Origin of the sequence: Ammonicoccus luteus, from assembly GCF_050880385.1 — a bacterium.
In the GTDB taxonomy this organism is placed as follows: Bacteria; Actinomycetota; Actinomycetes; order Propionibacteriales; family Propionibacteriaceae; genus Enemella.
The window spans coordinates 418,437-435,336 of sequence record NZ_JBNZCI010000004.1 but is presented as its reverse complement, the minus strand read 5'-3'; the positions used below and the strand labels follow the sequence as shown (position 1 = coordinate 435,336).

Sequence of the window (16,900 nt, the reverse complement as noted above, 5' to 3'; positions counted from 1 at the left end):
AAGGTTCACCGCTATCCCCTCAGAACTTCAGCAGGTTGGCGTCGTCGACCGAGGCCGAGCGGCGGGTCCGGAAGATGGCGACGATGATCGCGAGACCGACCACCACCTCCGCGGCGGCCACGACCATCACGAAGAACGATCCGACCTGGCCATGGAGGTTGCCGTGCACCCGCGAGAACGTGACCAGGGCCAGGTTGCAGGCGTTGAGCATCAATTCGACCGACATGAAGGCCACGAGCGCGTTGCGACGCACCATGAAGCCGACCGTGCCGATCGTGAACAGGATCGCCGACAGGATCAGATAGTTGTCGGGACTCACGCCTCATCATCCTTCCGGTCAGTCCGGTCAGCCACGTCGTCCGCAGCGTGCTGGGGCTCGACGCCCCGACGTCCGAGCTCGAGTCCCCTCTGCCGGGATTGCCCGTTGACAGCATCGGCGTCCCCGCCGAGGGCTGCCACCGTGCTGCGGGTGGCCTCGGCGAGCCGGGGGCCGTCCACGACGGTGCCGCGAGCGCGCATGGGCTTGGGGACCGACTCCTCGGCGACCGTGCCGTCCGGCAGCAGCGCGGGGATGTCGACGGCGTTGTGGCGCGCGTACACACCCGGGGTCGGCAGCGGACCGGGGTGTTCGCCGGTCTCTGCGTACCGCCGCATGCGCTCCGCCATCAGCTTGCGCTGGGTGATCTTGCCGCCGATGCGCTCCCGGTGGGCCAGGACCATCGCGCCGAGGGCAGCGGTGATGAGCAGTGCCGAAGTCGCCTCGAAGACGAGGACGTAATCCGAGAAGATCAGCTGCGCAAGGCCCCGCACGTTGCTGTCCGCGACGTTCGGGTTGTTCGGGCCAAGGCCCACCACTCGCTCGTCGACAACCGCGTTGCCGACCGCGAGGACCAACAGGATCACCAGGCCGAGCGCAGCCAGGAGCGCGGCGAACCGCTGACCCTTCAGGGTCTCGACCAGCGAGTCGGCGGTGTCAACGCCGATCATCATCAGGACGAACAGGAACAACATCAGGACCGCGCCGGTGTAGACGATGATCTGCACGGCGAACAGGAACGGCGCGTCCTGCGCCGCATATTGCACCGCCAGCGAGACCATCACCGTGGCCAGGCACAGGGCCGAGTGGACCGGCTTGCGCGCCAGCACCATGCCCAGTGCGGCCAGCACCATCACCGGCGCCAGCAGCCAGAACGCGACCGCGGCCGCGGTGGCCATCACAATCATCGGGTTTCTCCCGTCTCCGCGCCTCGGTTGTCCGGCTGCCCGGTGGCGGGCAGCCCGAGGAAATAGGCCTTTTCGTTGTCACCGAGGTGACGCGGATGCGGCGGCTCCTCCATGCCGGGAAGGAGCGGCGCCAGCAGGTCCTGCTTCTCGTAGATCATCTTTTCGCGCGTGAAATCGGCGAGCTCGAACTCGTTCGTCATCGTGAGCGCCCGGGTGGGGCAGGCCTCGATGCAGAGCCCGCAGAGGATGCAGCGCAGATAGTTGATCTGATAGACGCGGCCATAGCGTTCGCCGGGCGAATAGTTCTCGCCGTCCACGTTGCTGGCGCCCTCGACATAGATCGCGTCGGCAGGGCACGCCCACGCACACAGCTCGCAGCCGACGCACTTCTCCAGCCCGTCCGGCCAGCGGTTGAGCTGGTGCCGGCCGTGGAACCGCGGCGCGGTGACCTTCGGCTTGAGTGGATAGTCCTGGGTGAAAGTCTTGCGGAACATGGTCCGGAACGTGACCCCGAACCCGGCTACCGGGTCGAAGAAGCCCATCAGGAATCAGCTCCCTTGTCGTCGGATCGTGTGGTCGAGCCGGTCGTCTCCGTCTCGTGGACGGTCTCGCCCTCCACGACATCGGCGAACTCCGGCAGTCGCTGGCCGGGCTTCGGCGGCACGGGATAGCCGCCCGCGAACGGATCGAATTCGTCGGTCGCGTCCTCGGTCTCGTCCGGCAGTTCCTCGTCCACACCGGGCCGGTCGAGGATCCACAGATAGGCGACCATTGCGGCGATGAAGAGCACCACGCTCACCAGGGCGACGGCCCCGAAGCCGTTGGTGACGATGTTGCGGATGGTGGCCACCGCGAGGATCCAGCCTAGGGCGATCGGGATCAGGATCTTCCAGCCGAAGCCCATGAACTGGTCGTAGCGGAAGCGGGGCAGGGTGCCGCGCAGCCAGACGAACAGGAACATGAACAGGAGGACCTTGAGGGTGAACCACAGGAGGCCCCAATAGCCCTGATCGAGGAAGGTGCCGTTGAGCGGCCACGGCGCGTGATAGCCACCGAGAAACAGCGTGGTCGCGATCGCGGAGACGTTGACCATGTTGATGTATTCGGCGAGGAAGAACATCGCGAACCGGAAACCGGAATATTCGGTGTGGAAGCCGCCGACCAGCTCGGACTCCGCCTCGGGGAGGTCGAACGGGGCGCGGTTCGTCTCGCCGACCATCGAGATCACATAGACGATGAAGGCCGGGATGAGGAGCAGGGCGTACCAGCCCGGGATCGGGATCTCGAGGCCCAGGAAGTTCAGCGGCTGCTGCTGTGCCTCGACGATCTGGGAGGTGGACATCGAGCCGGCGTACATGAACACCGAGACGAAGCTCAGGCCCATCGCGATCTCATAAGAGATCATCTGGGCGCTGGAGCGCAGACCTCCCAGCAGCGAATAGGTCGAACCGGAGGACCAGCCCGCGAGCACGATGCCATAGATGCCGACCGAAGCCAGCGCCAGGAGCATCAGCACGGCGACCGGCATGTCGGTGAGCTGCAGCCTCGTCTCGACCCCGAACATCGTGACCTCGCCGCCGAGCGGGATCATCGAGAGGATCGAGAAGGCGGGAATCGCGACGAGATAGGGCGCGAGGTTGTAGACGAACTTCTCGGCGTTCTTGGGCCGGAAGTCCTCCTTCACCATGAGCTTGACGCCGTCGGCGAGCGACTGGAGCGTTCCCCAGGGGCCGTTCATGATCGGGCCGACGCGGTGCTGCATCTTGGCCACGACCTTGCGCTCGAACACGATGTTGAACAGCGTGAACAGCAGCAGATAGACCAGCACACCCGCGGCCTTGATCAGGATGATCCACCAGGGGTCGGTGCCGAACAACGGGCTCATGCCTCTGCTCCTTCGGACTCAGCGGTGAAACGGTGCTCGGAATCGGCCAAGGCCACATCCACGACGTCACCGGCGACGGCGCCCAGCACCGTGCTCACCCGTGCGCCCCGAATGGCGGTCGGAACCCAGACGACCCGGTCGATCATCTCCTCGGTCACCGCGAGCGGCAGCACGAGCTCGCCACGGTCGGTGGCGACGCGGACCAAGGTGCCGTCGGGCAGACCGTTGGCCATGGCCGCGTTCATGCGGACGACCGGCTGCCGAGCGGTGGCGAGGAGCGCTTCCTCACCGTCGGCGCCGCGGGAGTCGTCGATCAACTCGCGCCACGTGGCGAGCACCGCCTGGCCCGGACCGGGCTCGGCGAGATCCGCCGGTGCCTGGTCGGGCATCTCCGCGCGAGAGCCGTCCCAGGGACCGATCTCCTCGAGCTCGGCCTTGGCCTGCTCGGCGGTGCGGATCCCGAGGGGCGCGCCCATGGCGTCGGCGAGGGCAGCGAGGACCCGCAGGTCGGACATCACGTGCTGGGCGCCGAGATATTGCGTCATCCCGCGCTCACGGCCCTCCCAGTTGAGGAAGGTGCCCGAGCGCTCCTCGATCAGCGAGACCGGGAAGACGACGTCGGCGCGCTCGGTCACCTGGCTCAGCCGGGTCTCGAGGCTCACGACGAACTCAGCGGCCTCCAGCCCGCGGATCACGGCTTCGGGATGGCGGAAGTCGGCCGGCTCCACGCCGCCGACGACCAGTGCGCGAACCCGGCCCTCGGCCGCGGCTGCGAAGGCCGCATCCGCGTCGAGCCCGGGCTCAGCCGGCAGATTCGCGACACCCCAAGCGGCCTGGACGTCCACGCGAGCGGTCGGCTCCGTGACCAGACGGCCACCCGGCAGGAGGTTCGGCAGCGTGCCGGCCTCAACCGCTCCGCGCTCGCCGGCGCGACGCGGAACCCATCCGAGTTTGGCGCCGGTGCGGTGCACCAGATCCAACGCGGCGGTGAGGGTGCCGTGGGCCAGACCGGCCCGCTCCCCCACCAGGACCACCGAGCGCTCGTCGAGCTCGACCTCGCGGGGCAGGTTCTGCAGGACCGACGCCTCAGTGCCAGGAACGGCGGGAACGAGCGTGGCCGAGAGCTTTTCGGACCCATAGGACTGCTGGGCCGCGACGGTGAAGACCTTCAGGCCTTGCTTGCGAACGGCCTTGCGCAGGCGCAGGAACACGATGGGCGACTCGTCCTCGGGCTCGAAGCCCACAAGCAGGACGGCGCTGGCGTTCTCGAGGTCGGCATAGGTCGTGCCGAGGCCGGTGCCCGCCACCGCATGCGCGAGGAAGCCGGCCTCCTCCAGCGTGTGGGGCCGGGAGCGATGGTCGATGTTGTTGGTGCCGAGGACGGTGCGGGCGAACTTTGCGTACCCGTAAGCGTCCTCCATCGTCAGCCGCCCGCCCGGCAGCACCGCGAACGGGCTGATCTCGGGAAGGCCGGCGAACTCCTCGCCCTCGATCTCGCGCGGCTCGGCGGCCGCGCGCAGGCCACGGACCGCGGCGTCGATCGCCTCGGGCCAGGACGCCGGGCGCAGCACATTGCCGTCCCGCACCAGCGGCCGGGTGACGCGGTCGTCACCGCGGCCGGACACGAAGGCGAACCGGCCCTTGTCGCAGTTCCACTCCTCGTTGACCTCGGGGTCGTTTCCGGCGAGGCGGCGCATCACTGCACCGCGCCGGTGGTCGGCCCGCAGTTCGCAGCCCGAGGCACAGTGCTCGCAGCTGGTCGGGGTGGAGACGAGGTCGAACGGACGGGCGCGGAATCGATAGGCGGCCGACGTCAGCGCGCCCACCGGACAGATCTGGATCGTGTTGCCGGAGAAATAGCTCTCGAACGGTTCGGACTCATAGATGCCGACCTGCTGCAGCGCACCGCGTTCGACGAGCGCGATGAACGGGTCGCCGGCGATCTGCGCCGAGAACCGGGTGCAACGCGCACAGAGCACGCAACGCTCGCGGTCGAGGAGCACCTGTGCCGAGATGTTGATCGGCTTGGGGAACGTCCGCTTGGCGCCGAGATAGCGCGATTCGCCATAGCCGTGGGACAGCGACTGGTTCTGCAGCGGGCACTCGCCGCCCTTGTCACAGACCGGGCAGTCCAGCGGGTGGTTGATCAGCAGGAACTCGAGCATCCCCTCCTGGGCCTTCTCGGCCACCGGGGAGGTCAACTGGGTCTTGATCTGCATGCCCGGCGCGGCCTCGAGGGTGCAGGAGGCCTGGGGCTTGGGCATCCCGCGGCCGTTGCCGGCGTCGGGCACCTCGACGAGGCACTGACGGCAGGCCCCGACGGGGTCGAGCAGCGGGTGGTCACAGAACCGCGGGATCGCGATCCCGACCTCTTCTGCGGCTCGGATCACCAAGGTGCCCTTGGGCACCGAGACCTCGACCCCATCGATGGTCAGGGTGACCTGGTCGACCTTTTCGACCCCGGCCTTGGTGTTCTCGCTCACGGTCATCAGTGCGCTCCCACGTTCTCTGCGGTGCGGTTGATCGGCTTGGCCTCGAACAGGCAGCTCTTCTCATAGGGGAAGAGTTCCCACGCGGGCGTGTGCATGCCCTGCTCGAACTCCTCACGGAAGTGCTTGATCGCGGAGGTCACCGTTGCGACGGCACCGTCGGCCAGTGCGCAGAACGAACGGCCCCCGATGTTGTCGGACAGATCGAGGAGCTTTTCGATGTCGCCCTCGACGCCCTGACCGGCCTCGAGGCGCATGAGGATCTGCACTAGCCACCACGTGCCTTCGCGGCACGGGGTGCACTTGCCGCACGACTCGTGCTTGTAGAACTCGACCCAGCGCAGGGTGGTGCGGACCACGGAGGTGGTCTGGTCGAAGCACTGCAGCGCCTTGGTGCCGAGCATCGTGCCGTGCTCGCCCATGCCCTCATAGTCGAGCGGGGCATTGATGTGCTCTTCGGAGCCCGTCAAAATCGGGACCGAGGATCCCCCGGGGGTCCAGAACTTCAACGTGCTGCCGTCGCGCATGCCGCCCCCGAGCTCGATGAGCTGCTTGAGGGTGATGCCCATCGGCGCCTCGAACTGGCCCGGCGACTTCACGTGGCCGGACAGCGAATAGAGCGTGAAGCCCTTCGACTTCTCCGTGCCCATCGACGCGAACCAGTCCGGGCCGTTCTCGATGATGGCCGGCACCGAGGCGATCGATTCGACGTTGTTGATCACGGTCGGGCAGCCATAAACACCGGACACCGCGGGGAACGGCGGACGCAGCCGAGGCTGCCCGCGGCGTCCCTCGAGCGAGTCGAGAAGGGCGGTTTCCTCGCCACAGATGTACGCCCCAGCGCCCGCGTGCACGACCAAGTCGAGGTCGGCACCGGAGTTCAGGATGTTCTTGCCGAGGTAGCCCGCTGCGTACGCCTCCCGGACCGCCTGCTGCAGGCGGCGGATCACATGGAGGACCTCGCCGCGGACATAGATGAAGGCCTTCTCCGCGTTGATGGCGAGCGAGGAGATGATCACGCCCTCGACCAAGGTGTGGGGCGAGGCCATCATCAGCGGGATGTCCTTGCACGTGCCGGGCTCGGACTCGTCGGCGTTGACCACGAGATATTTCGGCTTCGGGTTGTCCTTGGGGATGAAGGACCACTTCATGCCCGTGGGGAAGCCCGCGCCGCCACGGCCGCGCAGACCGGAGTCCTTGACCGCGGTGATGATCTCGTCCGGTTCCATCCTGAGCGCCTTGCGCAGGGCGCGATAACCACCGCGACGCTCATAGCTGGCGATCCGCCAGGAGCCCTCGTCCGCCCAGCCTGCGCTGAGCACGGGGGTCAGCACGTCCGTCACTTCGCCTCTCCCGCCTTGTTGAGCCCGGTCGCGCCGGCTTCGGGCGCGGTCCAGTTGTTGTCGTTGGCGATGCGCACGCCGAGCAGCGACGCCGGGCCGCCGGAGGGGCCCTCGTCGGCGCGGCCGTCGGGGAAGCCCGCGAGCACCCGCTCCGCTTCCCGCCACGAGGTGATGGTCGCGCCGCGGTCGGAGACGACCTCGTTGCCCGCGATCAGGTCATCGACGAGCTGCACGGCCCGCTGCGGGGTCATGTTGTCGAAGAACTCCCAGTTGACCATCATGACCGGCGCATAGTCGCAGGCCGCGTTGCACTCGACATGCTCGAGCGTGATGGCGCCGTCGGCCGTCGTCTCGTCGTTGCCGACACCCAGATGCTCCTGCAGCGTGTTGAGGATGTGGTCGCCGCCCATCACCGCGCACAGCGCGGTCGTGCAGACGCCGACGTGGTGTTTGCCGACCGGCTTGCGCTTGTATTGCGTATAGAAGGTCGCCACGCCGGACACCTCGGCCGCAGTGATGCCGAGGGCCTCGGCGCATGCCTCGATGCCGGCCGGGGACACCCGCCCGTCGATCGACTGGACGAGGTGCAGCGCCGGCAGCAGCGCGGACCGCGACTCGGGATAGCGCGCGGCGATCTCTCGGATCTCATCGAGGGTCGCCTCGGTGATGTTGGTGTCGGTGTTGGAGTGATCCACACCGCCCGAGTTCTCAAAATGCGACTTGAAGCTCACCGGTCCACTCCGCCCATCACCGGGTCGATCGACGCCACGGCCACGACCACGTCCGACATCAGGGAGCCCTCGCACAGCGCGGGCACGGCCTGCAGGTTGTTGAAGCTGGGATCACGGAAATGCGCGCGCCACGGGCGCGTGCCGCCGTCCGACACCAGATGCGCGCCGATCTCGCCCTTGGGGGACTCGAAGGGCACATAGGCCTGGCCGACCGGCACCGGGAATCCCTCGGTCACGATCTTGAAGTGGTGGATCAGCGCCTCCATGGACTCTCCCATGATGTGCTTGATGTGCTCGTTGCTGTTGCCCATGCCATCAGAGCCCACCGACAATTGCGCCGGCCAGGCGATCTTCTTGTCGTCGACCATGATCGGCGCGCCGTCCATCTTCTCGAGCCGCTCGATGCACTGCTCGACGATCTTCAGGCTCTCCCACATCTCCGCCTGGCGGACGAGGAACTTGCCCATCGCGTCGCAGGTGTCCTGCAGCGGCACGTCGAAGTCATAGGTCTCGTAGTCCCAGACCGGCTCGGTCTTGCGGATGTCGTAGTCGATGCCGGTCGAGCGCAGCATCGGGCCGGTGATGCCCAGGGCCATGCACGCCGAGGCGTCGAGATAGCCGACTCCCACCATGCGCCCGAGGAAGATCGGGTTGGCGTTGCAGAGTTCCTTGTATTCCGGCAGGTGCTTGTGCAGCCAGCGGACGGTCTCCTTGACCTTCTCCAGTTCCTTCGGGCCGACGTCGTTGGCGAGGCCGCCGGGCCGGAAGTACGCATGGTTCATGCGCAGGCCGGTGATCTCCTCGAACGCGTCCAGGATCATCTCGCGGTCGCGGAAGCCGATCGTCATGACCGTCAGCGCGCCGATCTCCATGCCGCCCGTGCCGATGCACACCAGGTGCGAGGCGATGCGGTTCAGCTCGAGCAACATGACGCGGACGACCTTGGTCTTCTCCGAGATCTGGTCCTCGATGCCGAGCAGCCGCTCGACGCCGGCGACATAGGTCGCCTCCTGGAAGAACGGGGTCAGATAGTCCATCCGGGTGCAGAACGTGGTGCCCTGGGTCCAGGTGCGATATTCCATGTTCTTCTCGATGCCGGTGTGGAGATAGCCGATGCCGGCCCGGGCGCGCCGGACGGACTCGCCCTCCATCTCGAGGATGAGCCGGAGCACGCCGTGCGTCGACGGGTGCTGGGGGCCCATGTTGACCACGAGCAGTTCGTCACCGCGCTCGGCCTGGGCCGAGACGATCTGGTCCCAGTCCTGACCGGACGCGGTATAGACGCGGCCCTCGGCCTCGTCCGCGGAACCCGCGTAGATGTCGGAGTCCGCATCCACCTCATGGGGCGGCGGAAGAGTGCTCATCTCAGTAGCTCCTGCGCTGGTCGGGCGGGGGAATGGTGGCGCCCTTGTATTCGACCGGGATGCCACCGAGGGGGTAGTCCTTGCGCTGCGGATGGCCGGGCCAGTCGTCCGGCATCATGATCCGCGTCAGCGCGGGGTGACCGTCATAGATGATTCCGAAGAGGTCGTAGGTCTCGCGCTCGTGCCAGTCGGCCATCGGATAGACCGGGACGATCGACGGCAGGTGCGGGTCGTCGTCGCTGCACGCAGCCTCGATCCGCAGTCGTCGCACGTGGGTCATCGACAAGAAGTGATAGACGCTGTGCAGCTCGGAGCCCTTGTCCCCCGGATAGTGCACGCCGGAGACCGACACGCACATCTCGAACCGCAACCGGGCATCGTCGCGCAACGGCTGCGCGAGGTCGAGCAGCCGCTCACCGTGCACATGGATCGTCAGCTCGCCGCGGTCGACGACCACGGCCTCGATGGCGCCGGGGACGAGTTCCTCGATGCGGGCGACGACACCGTCGAACCAACCGCCGTAAGGCGGCACCGAAGCCTGGGGGCGCAGGACCTGGCGTACCAAACCGCCATAACCCGACGTGTCACCCGAGCCGGCCGCTCCCCACATGCCGTGCCTGGTCTCGACCACGTGGGCGGCCGTCGAATATTGGCCCAGCTCACCGCTAGGCTCGACATCCCCGCGCTCCTGGCCCGGATGGCCGTGCGGCTCGGGCTGAGCGCCCTCGGGACGGTTCTGGCTCATCGCAGCAGCCCCCTCATCTCGTGGGTCGCGGGCGCCTCGAGGGCGGCCCGCTCCTGCTCCTCGATCTCGGCGAGCTCGTGCGGGCCGATCTTGGTCTTGGCGACCTTCAGCTTCTTGAGCTTGAACATCGCGTCGATGAGCATCTCCGGGCGCGGCGGGCAGCCGGGCACATAGATGTCGACGGGCACGATGTGGTCGACGCCCTGGACGATCGCATAGTTGTTGAACATGCCGCCCGAGGACGCGCAGACGCCCATGGAGAGCACCCACTTCGGGTTCGGCATCTGGTCATAGATCTCGCGCACGATCGGGGCCATCTTCTGGCTCACCCGGCCGGCGACGATCATGAGGTCCGCCTGCCGCGGCGAGGGCCGGAACACTTCCTGGCCCCAACGCGACGCGTCGTAGCGCGGCGCCCCATAAGTCATCATTTCGATCGCGCAACAGGCCAAGCCGAACGTCACCGGCCAGAACGACGCCTGGCGCATCCACCCGACCAGCCCCTCGACCGTGGTCAGCATGACGCCGGCGGGGAGCTTGTCCTCCAGACCACCTGCCATCTCAGTTGCTCCTTGCGTAGTGGTTGCGATTTCGACTCTTCATCGGCACCGGACTCACTGGTCCCATTCAAGACCGCCGCGGCGAATGACATACCAGAACGCCACCAGCACGGCATCGATGAACAGGATCATGATCACCAGGCCCCACGGGCCCATGCCGTCGTAGGAGACCGCCCAGGGGTACAAAAAGACGATCTCGATGTCGAAGATGATGAAGAGCATCGCGGTGATGTAGTACTTCACCGGGAACCGACCGCCACCGATCGGCTGCGGAGTCGGCTGAATGCCGCACTCGTAGCTGTCGTATTTCGATCGGTTGTAACGCCTCGGACCGATCTGCATCGTCACGAGCAGACCACCGGCCACGAAGGCCGCCGCCAGGATCAACATGACCACCAGCGGCAGATAGACGTTGCTCACCGTTCGTCCTCTCTCCTGATCGCGCGAACGCGATCCTCGACAGCGAGTTGATCCAACAGGTCCCATCGGATCGCCATCTCGGCGATGGGTCAAGTTGGCGGGGCTTGGGCCCGTCGGCACGCGGGTCGGCGGGGCTCGTGAAAAATCTCACGAACAGGGTCAGTCTAGGGCAGGCGGCCCCGTGCGTCTCACCGCGAACGAAAAGCGAGCGAAGCGCGGAATCCCTAGTCAGGCAGGAATTGTCACAACGCAATAACGCAAATGAAGGCTTGCGTAATTGCTGGTGATCGAGCGCCGGACCACCCGCACTTTGGCGCTAAGGTCGTCTGCTGTGACTGTGGACACCTCTGGTCCCGTGCGCGCGCGGACGGTGGCCATCGACAACCCGGGCGAGCTGGTAGCCCTGCTGCCGCGCCGACAGGGTCTCGCGTGGCTGCGGCGTGGCGAAGGCCTCGTCGCCGGCGGCGAAGTGGTCCGGCAGGAGTTCGATTCGATTGCGGAGGCGGACGCCTGGTGGGAGGAGTACGCCGCAGCTGTCACCGCCGACAACGCGCTGCCCGGGGTCTTCGGGACAGGGCCCCTGGCGTTCGGCTCCTTCACCTTCGACCCCGGCAACACCCGGCAGCGCTCGGTCCTCGTCGTGCCCGAGTGGATCCTCGGACGCCGCGGAGGTCAGCATTGGCTGACGCGCGTCGGCGTGTCTGACCGGGCGGGAGACGATGTTGTCACGCGGGTGCCCGCTCCCGAGTCGGAGCCGGCGCGGCCGGGTCAGGTGTCGTACGCCGACGGCTCGATGAGCGGTCCCGCCTGGGAATCCGTCGTCGACGACGCCGTGCGGCGGATCAAGGCCGGGGACCTCGCGAAGGTCGTCCTCGCCCGCGATCTCCTCGCCAGAACCCCGGAGGACATCGACTATCGGTGGCTGGTCGCGCAATTGGTGGCGGCGTACCGACTCTGCTGGACCTATCACGTCGACGGGCTCGTCGGGGCCTCACCGGAGATGCTCGTCCGGCGGGAGAACGGCCTGGTGACCTCTCGCGTGCTCGCCGGCACGATCCAACGCACGGCCGACGAGGAGTCCGATCGCGCGCTGGCGGCGCACCTGTCCAGGTCGAGCAAGGATCTCGGTGAGCACGACTATGCGGTGCAATCCGTGGCCGACGCGCTCGCGCCGCTGTGCTCCGGGATGAACGTGCCGGATGCGCCCTATGTGCTGGAACTGCCGAACGTCTTTCATCTCGCCACCGATGTCGCGGCCGCGGCGAAGCCGAACGTCTCGTCGCTGACCCTGGCGACCGCACTGCATCCGAGTGCGGCCGTCTGCGGCACGCCCACCGACTCCGCCCGGGAGTTGATCCGGGAACTCGAGGGCCTCGATCGCGGCCGCTATTCGGGCCCGGTGGGCTGGGTCGACGCACAGGGCGACGGGGAATGGGCGATCGCGCTGCGATGTGGCCGGATCGAGGGAAACACAGCGCAGCTGTATGCAGGGTGTGGCGTCGTCGCCGACTCCAACCCCGAGGCGGAACTCATGGAGTCGATGGCGAAGCTCGTGCCCATGCGGGATGCGCTGGAAGCTGGCTGAGCTGACGCATTGGCCTCTTGTGTCACCGGGTTGTTCCTGGACAGCCCGGGTCGTCTCGCGCCCGCCGACGTTGCCTTTGACCCGCCGGGGTTGCCTTTGACTCGCCCGGGGTTGCCTTGGGGCCCGCCGGGGTTGCCTTTGAGCCCGCCGGGGTTGCCTTGGGGCCCGCCGGGGTTGCCTTTGAGCCCGCCCGAGTCCCATCAAGCCCGCCCGAGTCCCATCAAGCCCGCCAGCCTGTCATCGAGCACGGTGTGTAGCGCATGCTCGATGCAGCTCCTGCGGGCTCATTGGAACTCCTGCGGGCTCATTGGAACTCCTGCGGGCTCATTGGAACTCCAGCGGGCTCATTGGAACTCCAGCGGGCTCGATGCAGCTCCCGCGGGCTCATCGGAACCCCAGCGGGCTCATTGGGACCCCAGCGGACCTAATGCGATCCCGCAGACCAGGCTCGTTGCGACTCGTACGCCGGATTGCGCCTCAAGCAGCTCGCCTGGGCCGGCGAGAGTCCAGGGATGCGGCGCGCCGAAGACAGGACCGAATCCATATGCAGGCATCGGGGCGCTGCGTCTCAGCGTGGACGAGCATGCCTGCGTACCCCCTCACCGCGACAGCGCATGGGTCAAGAAGTCCCTGAAACTCGAGAGCGGCGTGAGCTGTTTCCAGCCCCAATGCACCGGCCACCAACCATCGCGCATGATCTCGCTGTCCCGGCGCTTCTCGTCCATCACCGCTTGCCCTGCGGTTTTGCCGGGTTTCAGAAGACGGTCATACTTCACCGCACCATCGAACTCCCCCACCACCCGCTTTCCTCGCCAACCGAAGTCGGCGTGATAACGCCCGCCGCACAAGGGAACCTGCAGTTCGGGCGCGGGGATGCCGCATTCGGCCATATACCAGCGCGACACCGATTCGCCCCGACTCTCCGCACGGGGATCCGCGAACCTGACCACGCGCCGTGCCCCGCGTACGCCCGGTCGGCGCCCCAGACCAGCGAGGAGTTCGGCTCGATCCAAGCCCAGCCGGAGCGCCGAATCGACCACGGCGACACCGTCGGCCGGCGCGAGCGCGCAGACGAGATCGGTCACGGTGCGACGCAGGCTGGTGACCAAGTATCCGTCGAAATCGATGATGTCTTCGTCGGCGAGGGGGATGCGATGGACGACGGAGTGGGCGCTCTTCCGCATTCCCGAGCTCGAGATCCCCGGTTTGATCACGTGCACCCGCGTGAGTTGGGCCGCCGACACCGGAAGGCCATAGAGCACCGCCGCCGATGCGTGCGAAAGGACCGAGGGTTGCCGGAACAGTGGCCAGGTGGCGGCGACGAGGTCCCGGTGGGTTTGTTCCGGAGTGAGCCTGCTTGAGGACGGCACCCGGTATGCCCCGCGCCGCACCCGCTCCAAACGCTTCGCCCGAACAAGCCGCGCCAACTCGCGGTGGTCGAAGCCTTCTTCGGCGAAGTCGCTTGTGGTGCGTGTCATGTACCCAGCCAACCCAATCCCCCCGCGCCGTGGGGAGGTTATCCACAGGCTGCGGCTAGTTGGTGGTGGGTTTTCTTGTGGGGTACGCCGGCCGCGGACATCGACGCACCGTCGTTCACGTCTGCAGTGGCTGAGCATCGTGGCGCATCGGCGCGTACTCGGTCCCTGATTTGAGCCCGCCGCACTCGCACTAGGCCCGCCCGAGCGCACCCCGGAAGCACCCCGTGAGCCCGCAGAACTCCCACAAGGTCCGCCGAGAGCACCCGAAGACACCCATTGAGCCCGCCCGACTGGCATTAGGCCCGGCGGCGCAGCATTGCGCCCGCGAGCCCTGCATCGAGCACGGTGTGTAACGCATGCTTGATGCGACCCCGGCGGGCCTAGTGCGGCCCCGGCGGGCCGAGTGCAACCCCCGGCGGGCCGAGTGCGACCCCGGCGCGGGCCCAGTGCGACCCCGGCGGGCCTAGACCCCCCGGCGGGCCCAGTGCAACCCCCGCGGGCCTAATCAGCCACGTGGATGCGCTTCTGCTGATCGGGCGAGGACTGCGCGACCAGCTCGCGCGCCGCACTTCGCAGCGCATCGTGCAGAGCGACGATCTCCGGCTTCTCCGCGTCCGCGTCGGAGACGACCACGGACACCTGCCGTCGCGTTCCGTGCGCGATGCTCAGGGGGACCAAACCCGGCACTGGCTGGCCCACCACGGACAGCGCCGGCCGCATCGCGACGCCGATGCCCTTGGTCACCATCACTCGGGTCAGCGTCGGGTCGTCGGTGGAACACAGGATCTCGGGCACGAACCCGCGCTCCCGGCAGACGGTGATGAGTTCCTGCCGGCACTTTGGGCAGCCGCCGACCCAGTTGGACTCCGCGGCGTCCTCGAGGTCCACTACGCCTTCACCGGCCAGCGGATGGTTCTCGGACACGAGCAGCACGAATTCTTCGTCGAGGATCGGCAACTCGACCTGCCCCCGGGTGGGTTCGTCCTCCGGATAGGAGAAGTTCATGATCGCGTTGACCTGACCGGAGCGCAGGAGGTCATAGCTCGCCGGTGGCTCGGCATCGAGGACCTTGACCCGCAGCCGGTCATCGGCGGCGAGCAGCGCGGCAATCGCTTCGGGCACGAGCGCTGCGCTCGCGCTCGGGAAGGATGCCAGCGACAACTCGACCAGGTCGTCACGACCGCCGGCCTCGCGGACCTGCTCGCACACGAAGCGCCAGGACGAGAGGGTCGTCTCCGCGTACCCCTGCAACGCCCGCCCCGCCGCCGTCAGCTCGATCCGGCCGCCCTCGCGCGTGAACAGTTGGACGTCCATGATGCGTTCGAGAGCCTTCATCTGCTGGCTCACGGTCGGCTGACTGAAGTTCAGTCGCCGGGCTGCGGCGGAAATGCTTCCGGTGTGCACAACCGCCAGAAACACTTCGAGCAGCTTCGTATCCATGCCCGCGATTGTTCCAGAACCGACAAATGGGTGGTCAGGTGAGTACGCCTCAGCGGCCCCGCTGCCTGGCCTTCTCGGCGCGTGCCTTCTCGAGTTCCTTGCGCTGCTCCTCCTGCTGTTCGCGCAGGGCATCCATGTCGAAGTTGCCCATGACAAACCAATAGACGATCGCCGCGAGGACTGCGGAGATGATCCAGGTCAGGCCGAACACCATCGGTGCGGTGATGATGATGACGACCTCGAAGCCCTTCACCGCGTTGGTGAACATGCCGGTGGGCATTGCACCGGCCTGCGTCGCGACCATCGGCGCACCGAAGTCGATCGGCTTGGCGGTGATCCACCGGACGGCGCCGAAGAGACCGGCGGCGGCCGTGACCATCGCGATCGGGATCGCGTCGACCGGCGACTCGCGCAGCGACGTGAACGCCGGCGTGGCGAGGAAGCCCCAGGCGACCGAGACGCCCACGGAGACGACGATCGCAGCCTTGCGCAGTTCGGGCCCGGTGAACGGGAAACAGCGCGCGAGGCCGGCGGTGCGAGTCAGCACGCGCAGCATCCCCTGGAGAGGGATCAGCGCGCCGAACAGGGCCAGCGCCGACAGGAGCGGGGAGAAGGCGCCGGCCCCGAGCGCGACTGTCGCGTACGGCACCACCAACGACACCACCACCGGCAGGAACACCGACGGCGTCCGCAGGACGCGGGCCAAGTCGCGCCGGATCAGCGCATCCATGCCGATGCCTCTGCCCTTGCGGGGCCTCACTTGGCCCCGCTCGACCGCGTTGCGTTCGACGACGATGTCGCGGACAAGGCCGAGGTCGAGGGCATACATGGCACCGGCCATGCCGGCGGCGAGCGAGCCGCCGGAGGTCAGTCGGGCACGGCGGATCCCGTTCAACCGGACCACCGCGAACACGCCGGCCAACACCAGCACGAACAGGCCCAGTCCGGCGATGACGAGCGTGATCGCCTCTTCGCGCGCGACGCCGATGTCGAGGCTCCACCAGCCGGCGGCGATGCCGACCACGATGACGAGTGCCGCGACCGACACGCCGCTGAACAGATAGACCGCGATCTTGGTGAACAGGGTCCGGTCGGCACCCTGCTCCGCGGCCGCGAACGCCACGATGCCCGCCGACGACAAGCCGGTCGCGACCGCCCACATCACGACGAGCGTCGTCGCCGAACCGGTCAGCGCGGACACGAGGGCGCCCGCGCCCGCCCCGGCCACGAAGGCCAGCAGGATCGCCGCAGCCAGCCGGGAGCGCAGAAGGCTCGCCCGGTTGATCGGGGCGTCGAGCATCCAGAACCCTTCGGCCGCCGAGGCCAATACGGGTCCGAACAGCCGGGCCGCCCCGACCGCCAGCGCCACGACTGCGCCGAGCACCGCGAACGGAAGCAGGCTGCGGGCGGTCACACAGGCAACGCCCTCGCACGTGGAGGCCGTGCTCTGCACGGTGACGATGAGCTGCACCACCATGGCGCCGATGACGGCGACCGCGAGGACCGCGACATAGGCGTCCTGGATCGCCTCGAACAACGTCTTGGTCGCTCGCCCGGTGCGCCAGTCCTTGACGAGAAGTTTGAGTTCGCGTTCGCTCGGGTCGTGATCGACCCGCGGCCCGCTCATCGGCGCTTC

15 protein-coding genes are annotated in these 16,900 nt (G+C 67.5%); 1 reads left to right on the top strand and 14 read right to left on the bottom strand.

The genetic code is table 11. The features are described from left to right. Nucleotides 1-19 precede the first annotated feature (19 nt). Genes nuoK through ACQ260_RS12015 form a run of 11 tightly spaced genes read right to left on the bottom strand, consistent with a single transcriptional unit; the run spans nucleotide 20 to nucleotide 10,761 of the window. Entirely contained in the window at nucleotides 20-319 is a 300-nt protein-coding gene (nuoK, locus tag ACQ260_RS12065; protein ID WP_432559683.1) for an NADH-quinone oxidoreductase subunit NuoK, read from the bottom strand. Beyond that, nucleotides 316-1,224 (bottom strand): NADH-quinone oxidoreductase subunit J, encoded by a 909-nt coding sequence (locus ACQ260_RS12060; RefSeq protein ID WP_432559682.1) that lies wholly within the window; start codon nucleotides 1,222-1,224, stop codon nucleotides 316-318. Before ACQ260_RS12060 ends, nuoK begins: the two co-directional genes overlap by 4 nt. Beyond that, entirely contained in the window at nucleotides 1,221-1,766 is a 546-nt protein-coding gene (gene nuoI, locus ACQ260_RS12055; RefSeq protein WP_432559681.1) for an NADH-quinone oxidoreductase subunit NuoI, read from the bottom strand. The genes ACQ260_RS12060 and nuoI overlap by 4 nt, the downstream gene beginning before the upstream one ends. Then, complete coding sequence (nuoH, locus tag ACQ260_RS12050) at nucleotides 1,766-3,109, bottom strand: NADH-quinone oxidoreductase subunit NuoH (RefSeq protein ID WP_432559680.1); 1,344 nt, start codon at nucleotides 3,107-3,109, stop codon at nucleotides 1,766-1,768. The genes nuoI and nuoH overlap by 1 nt, the downstream gene beginning before the upstream one ends. Further along, entirely contained in the window at nucleotides 3,106-5,592 is a 2,487-nt protein-coding gene (locus ACQ260_RS12045) for an NADH-quinone oxidoreductase subunit G (RefSeq protein WP_432559711.1), read from the bottom strand. Before ACQ260_RS12045 ends, nuoH begins: the two co-directional genes overlap by 4 nt. Before the next feature lie 5 nt (nucleotides 5,593-5,597). Then, complete coding sequence (gene nuoF, locus ACQ260_RS12040; protein WP_432559679.1) at nucleotides 5,598-6,941, bottom strand: NADH-quinone oxidoreductase subunit NuoF; 1,344 nt, start codon at nucleotides 6,939-6,941, stop codon at nucleotides 5,598-5,600. After that, the gene (nuoE, locus tag ACQ260_RS12035; protein WP_432559678.1) at nucleotides 6,938-7,672 is read right to left on the bottom strand and encodes an NADH-quinone oxidoreductase subunit NuoE; all 735 of its coding nucleotides are present in this window, start codon (nucleotides 7,670-7,672) and stop codon (nucleotides 6,938-6,940) included. Before nuoE ends, nuoF begins: the two co-directional genes overlap by 4 nt. Then, complete coding sequence (locus tag ACQ260_RS12030) at nucleotides 7,669-9,036, bottom strand: NADH-quinone oxidoreductase subunit D (protein ID WP_432559677.1); 1,368 nt, start codon at nucleotides 9,034-9,036, stop codon at nucleotides 7,669-7,671. Before ACQ260_RS12030 ends, nuoE begins: the two co-directional genes overlap by 4 nt. A 1-nt stretch (nucleotide 9,037) precedes the next feature. Continuing rightward, nucleotides 9,038-9,781: an NADH-quinone oxidoreductase subunit C gene (locus tag ACQ260_RS12025; protein ID WP_432559676.1), complete on the bottom strand. Its 744-nt coding sequence runs from the start codon at nucleotides 9,779-9,781 to the stop codon at nucleotides 9,038-9,040. Continuing rightward, a complete protein-coding gene (locus ACQ260_RS12020; protein ID WP_432559675.1) occupies nucleotides 9,778-10,341 on the bottom strand; it encodes a NuoB/complex I 20 kDa subunit family protein in 564 nt (187 codons plus the stop codon). Before ACQ260_RS12020 ends, ACQ260_RS12025 begins: the two co-directional genes overlap by 4 nt. Before the next feature lie 54 nt (nucleotides 10,342-10,395). Beyond that, nucleotides 10,396-10,761, bottom strand: a complete 366-nt coding sequence (locus ACQ260_RS12015) for an NADH-quinone oxidoreductase subunit A (RefSeq protein ID WP_432559674.1) — start codon at nucleotides 10,759-10,761, stop codon at nucleotides 10,396-10,398. Nucleotides 10,762-11,092: 331 nt separating this feature from the next. Between ACQ260_RS12015 and ACQ260_RS12010 the strand changes: the two genes are divergently transcribed. Continuing rightward, nucleotides 11,093-12,346, top strand: coding sequence for an isochorismate synthase (locus ACQ260_RS12010; protein WP_432559673.1), 1,254 nt, complete (start codon nucleotides 11,093-11,095; stop codon nucleotides 12,344-12,346). A 599-nt stretch (nucleotides 12,347-12,945) separates the two neighbouring features. Here the strand turns inward: ACQ260_RS12010 and ACQ260_RS12005 are convergent. The 3 genes from ACQ260_RS12005 to ACQ260_RS11995 form a co-directional block, all read right to left on the bottom strand. Next, on the bottom strand, nucleotides 12,946-13,824 hold the full coding sequence (locus ACQ260_RS12005; protein WP_432559672.1) for a type IV toxin-antitoxin system AbiEi family antitoxin domain-containing protein: 879 nt from the start codon (nucleotides 13,822-13,824) through the stop codon (nucleotides 12,946-12,948). Between the two features lie 501 nt (nucleotides 13,825-14,325). Next, nucleotides 14,326-15,264, bottom strand: a complete 939-nt coding sequence (locus tag ACQ260_RS12000; RefSeq protein ID WP_432559671.1) for a LysR family transcriptional regulator — start codon at nucleotides 15,262-15,264, stop codon at nucleotides 14,326-14,328. Nucleotides 15,265-15,313: 49 nt separating this feature from the next. Beyond that, complete coding sequence (locus ACQ260_RS11995; RefSeq protein ID WP_432559670.1) at nucleotides 15,314-16,891, bottom strand: DUF6297 family protein; 1,578 nt, start codon at nucleotides 16,889-16,891, stop codon at nucleotides 15,314-15,316. Nucleotides 16,892-16,900: the final 9 nt, after the last annotated feature.

Coding starts and splice junctions, on each gene's coding strand:
- ACQ260_RS12060 (WP_432559682.1), bottom strand. CDS start 1,224: ATGATTGTGATGGCCACCGCGGCCGCGGTCGCGTTCTGGCTGCTGGCG.
- nuoI (WP_432559681.1), bottom strand. CDS start 1,766: ATGGGCTTCTTCGACCCGGTAGCCGGGTTCGGGGTCACGTTCCGGACC.
- nuoH (WP_432559680.1), bottom strand. CDS start 3,109: ATGAGCCCGTTGTTCGGCACCGACCCCTGGTGGATCATCCTGATCAAG.
- ACQ260_RS12030 (WP_432559677.1), bottom strand. CDS start 9,036: ATGAGCACTCTTCCGCCGCCCCATGAGGTGGATGCGGACTCCGACATC.
- ACQ260_RS12025 (WP_432559676.1), bottom strand. CDS start 9,781: ATGAGCCAGAACCGTCCCGAGGGCGCTCAGCCCGAGCCGCACGGCCAT.
- ACQ260_RS12020 (WP_432559675.1), bottom strand. CDS start 10,341: ATGGCAGGTGGTCTGGAGGACAAGCTCCCCGCCGGCGTCATGCTGACC.
- ACQ260_RS12005 (WP_432559672.1), bottom strand. CDS start 13,824: ATGACACGCACCACAAGCGACTTCGCCGAAGAAGGCTTCGACCACCGC.
- ACQ260_RS12000 (WP_432559671.1), bottom strand. CDS start 15,264: ATGGATACGAAGCTGCTCGAAGTGTTTCTGGCGGTTGTGCACACCGGA.
- ACQ260_RS11995 (WP_432559670.1), bottom strand. CDS start 16,891: ATGAGCGGGCCGCGGGTCGATCACGACCCGAGCGAACGCGAACTCAAA.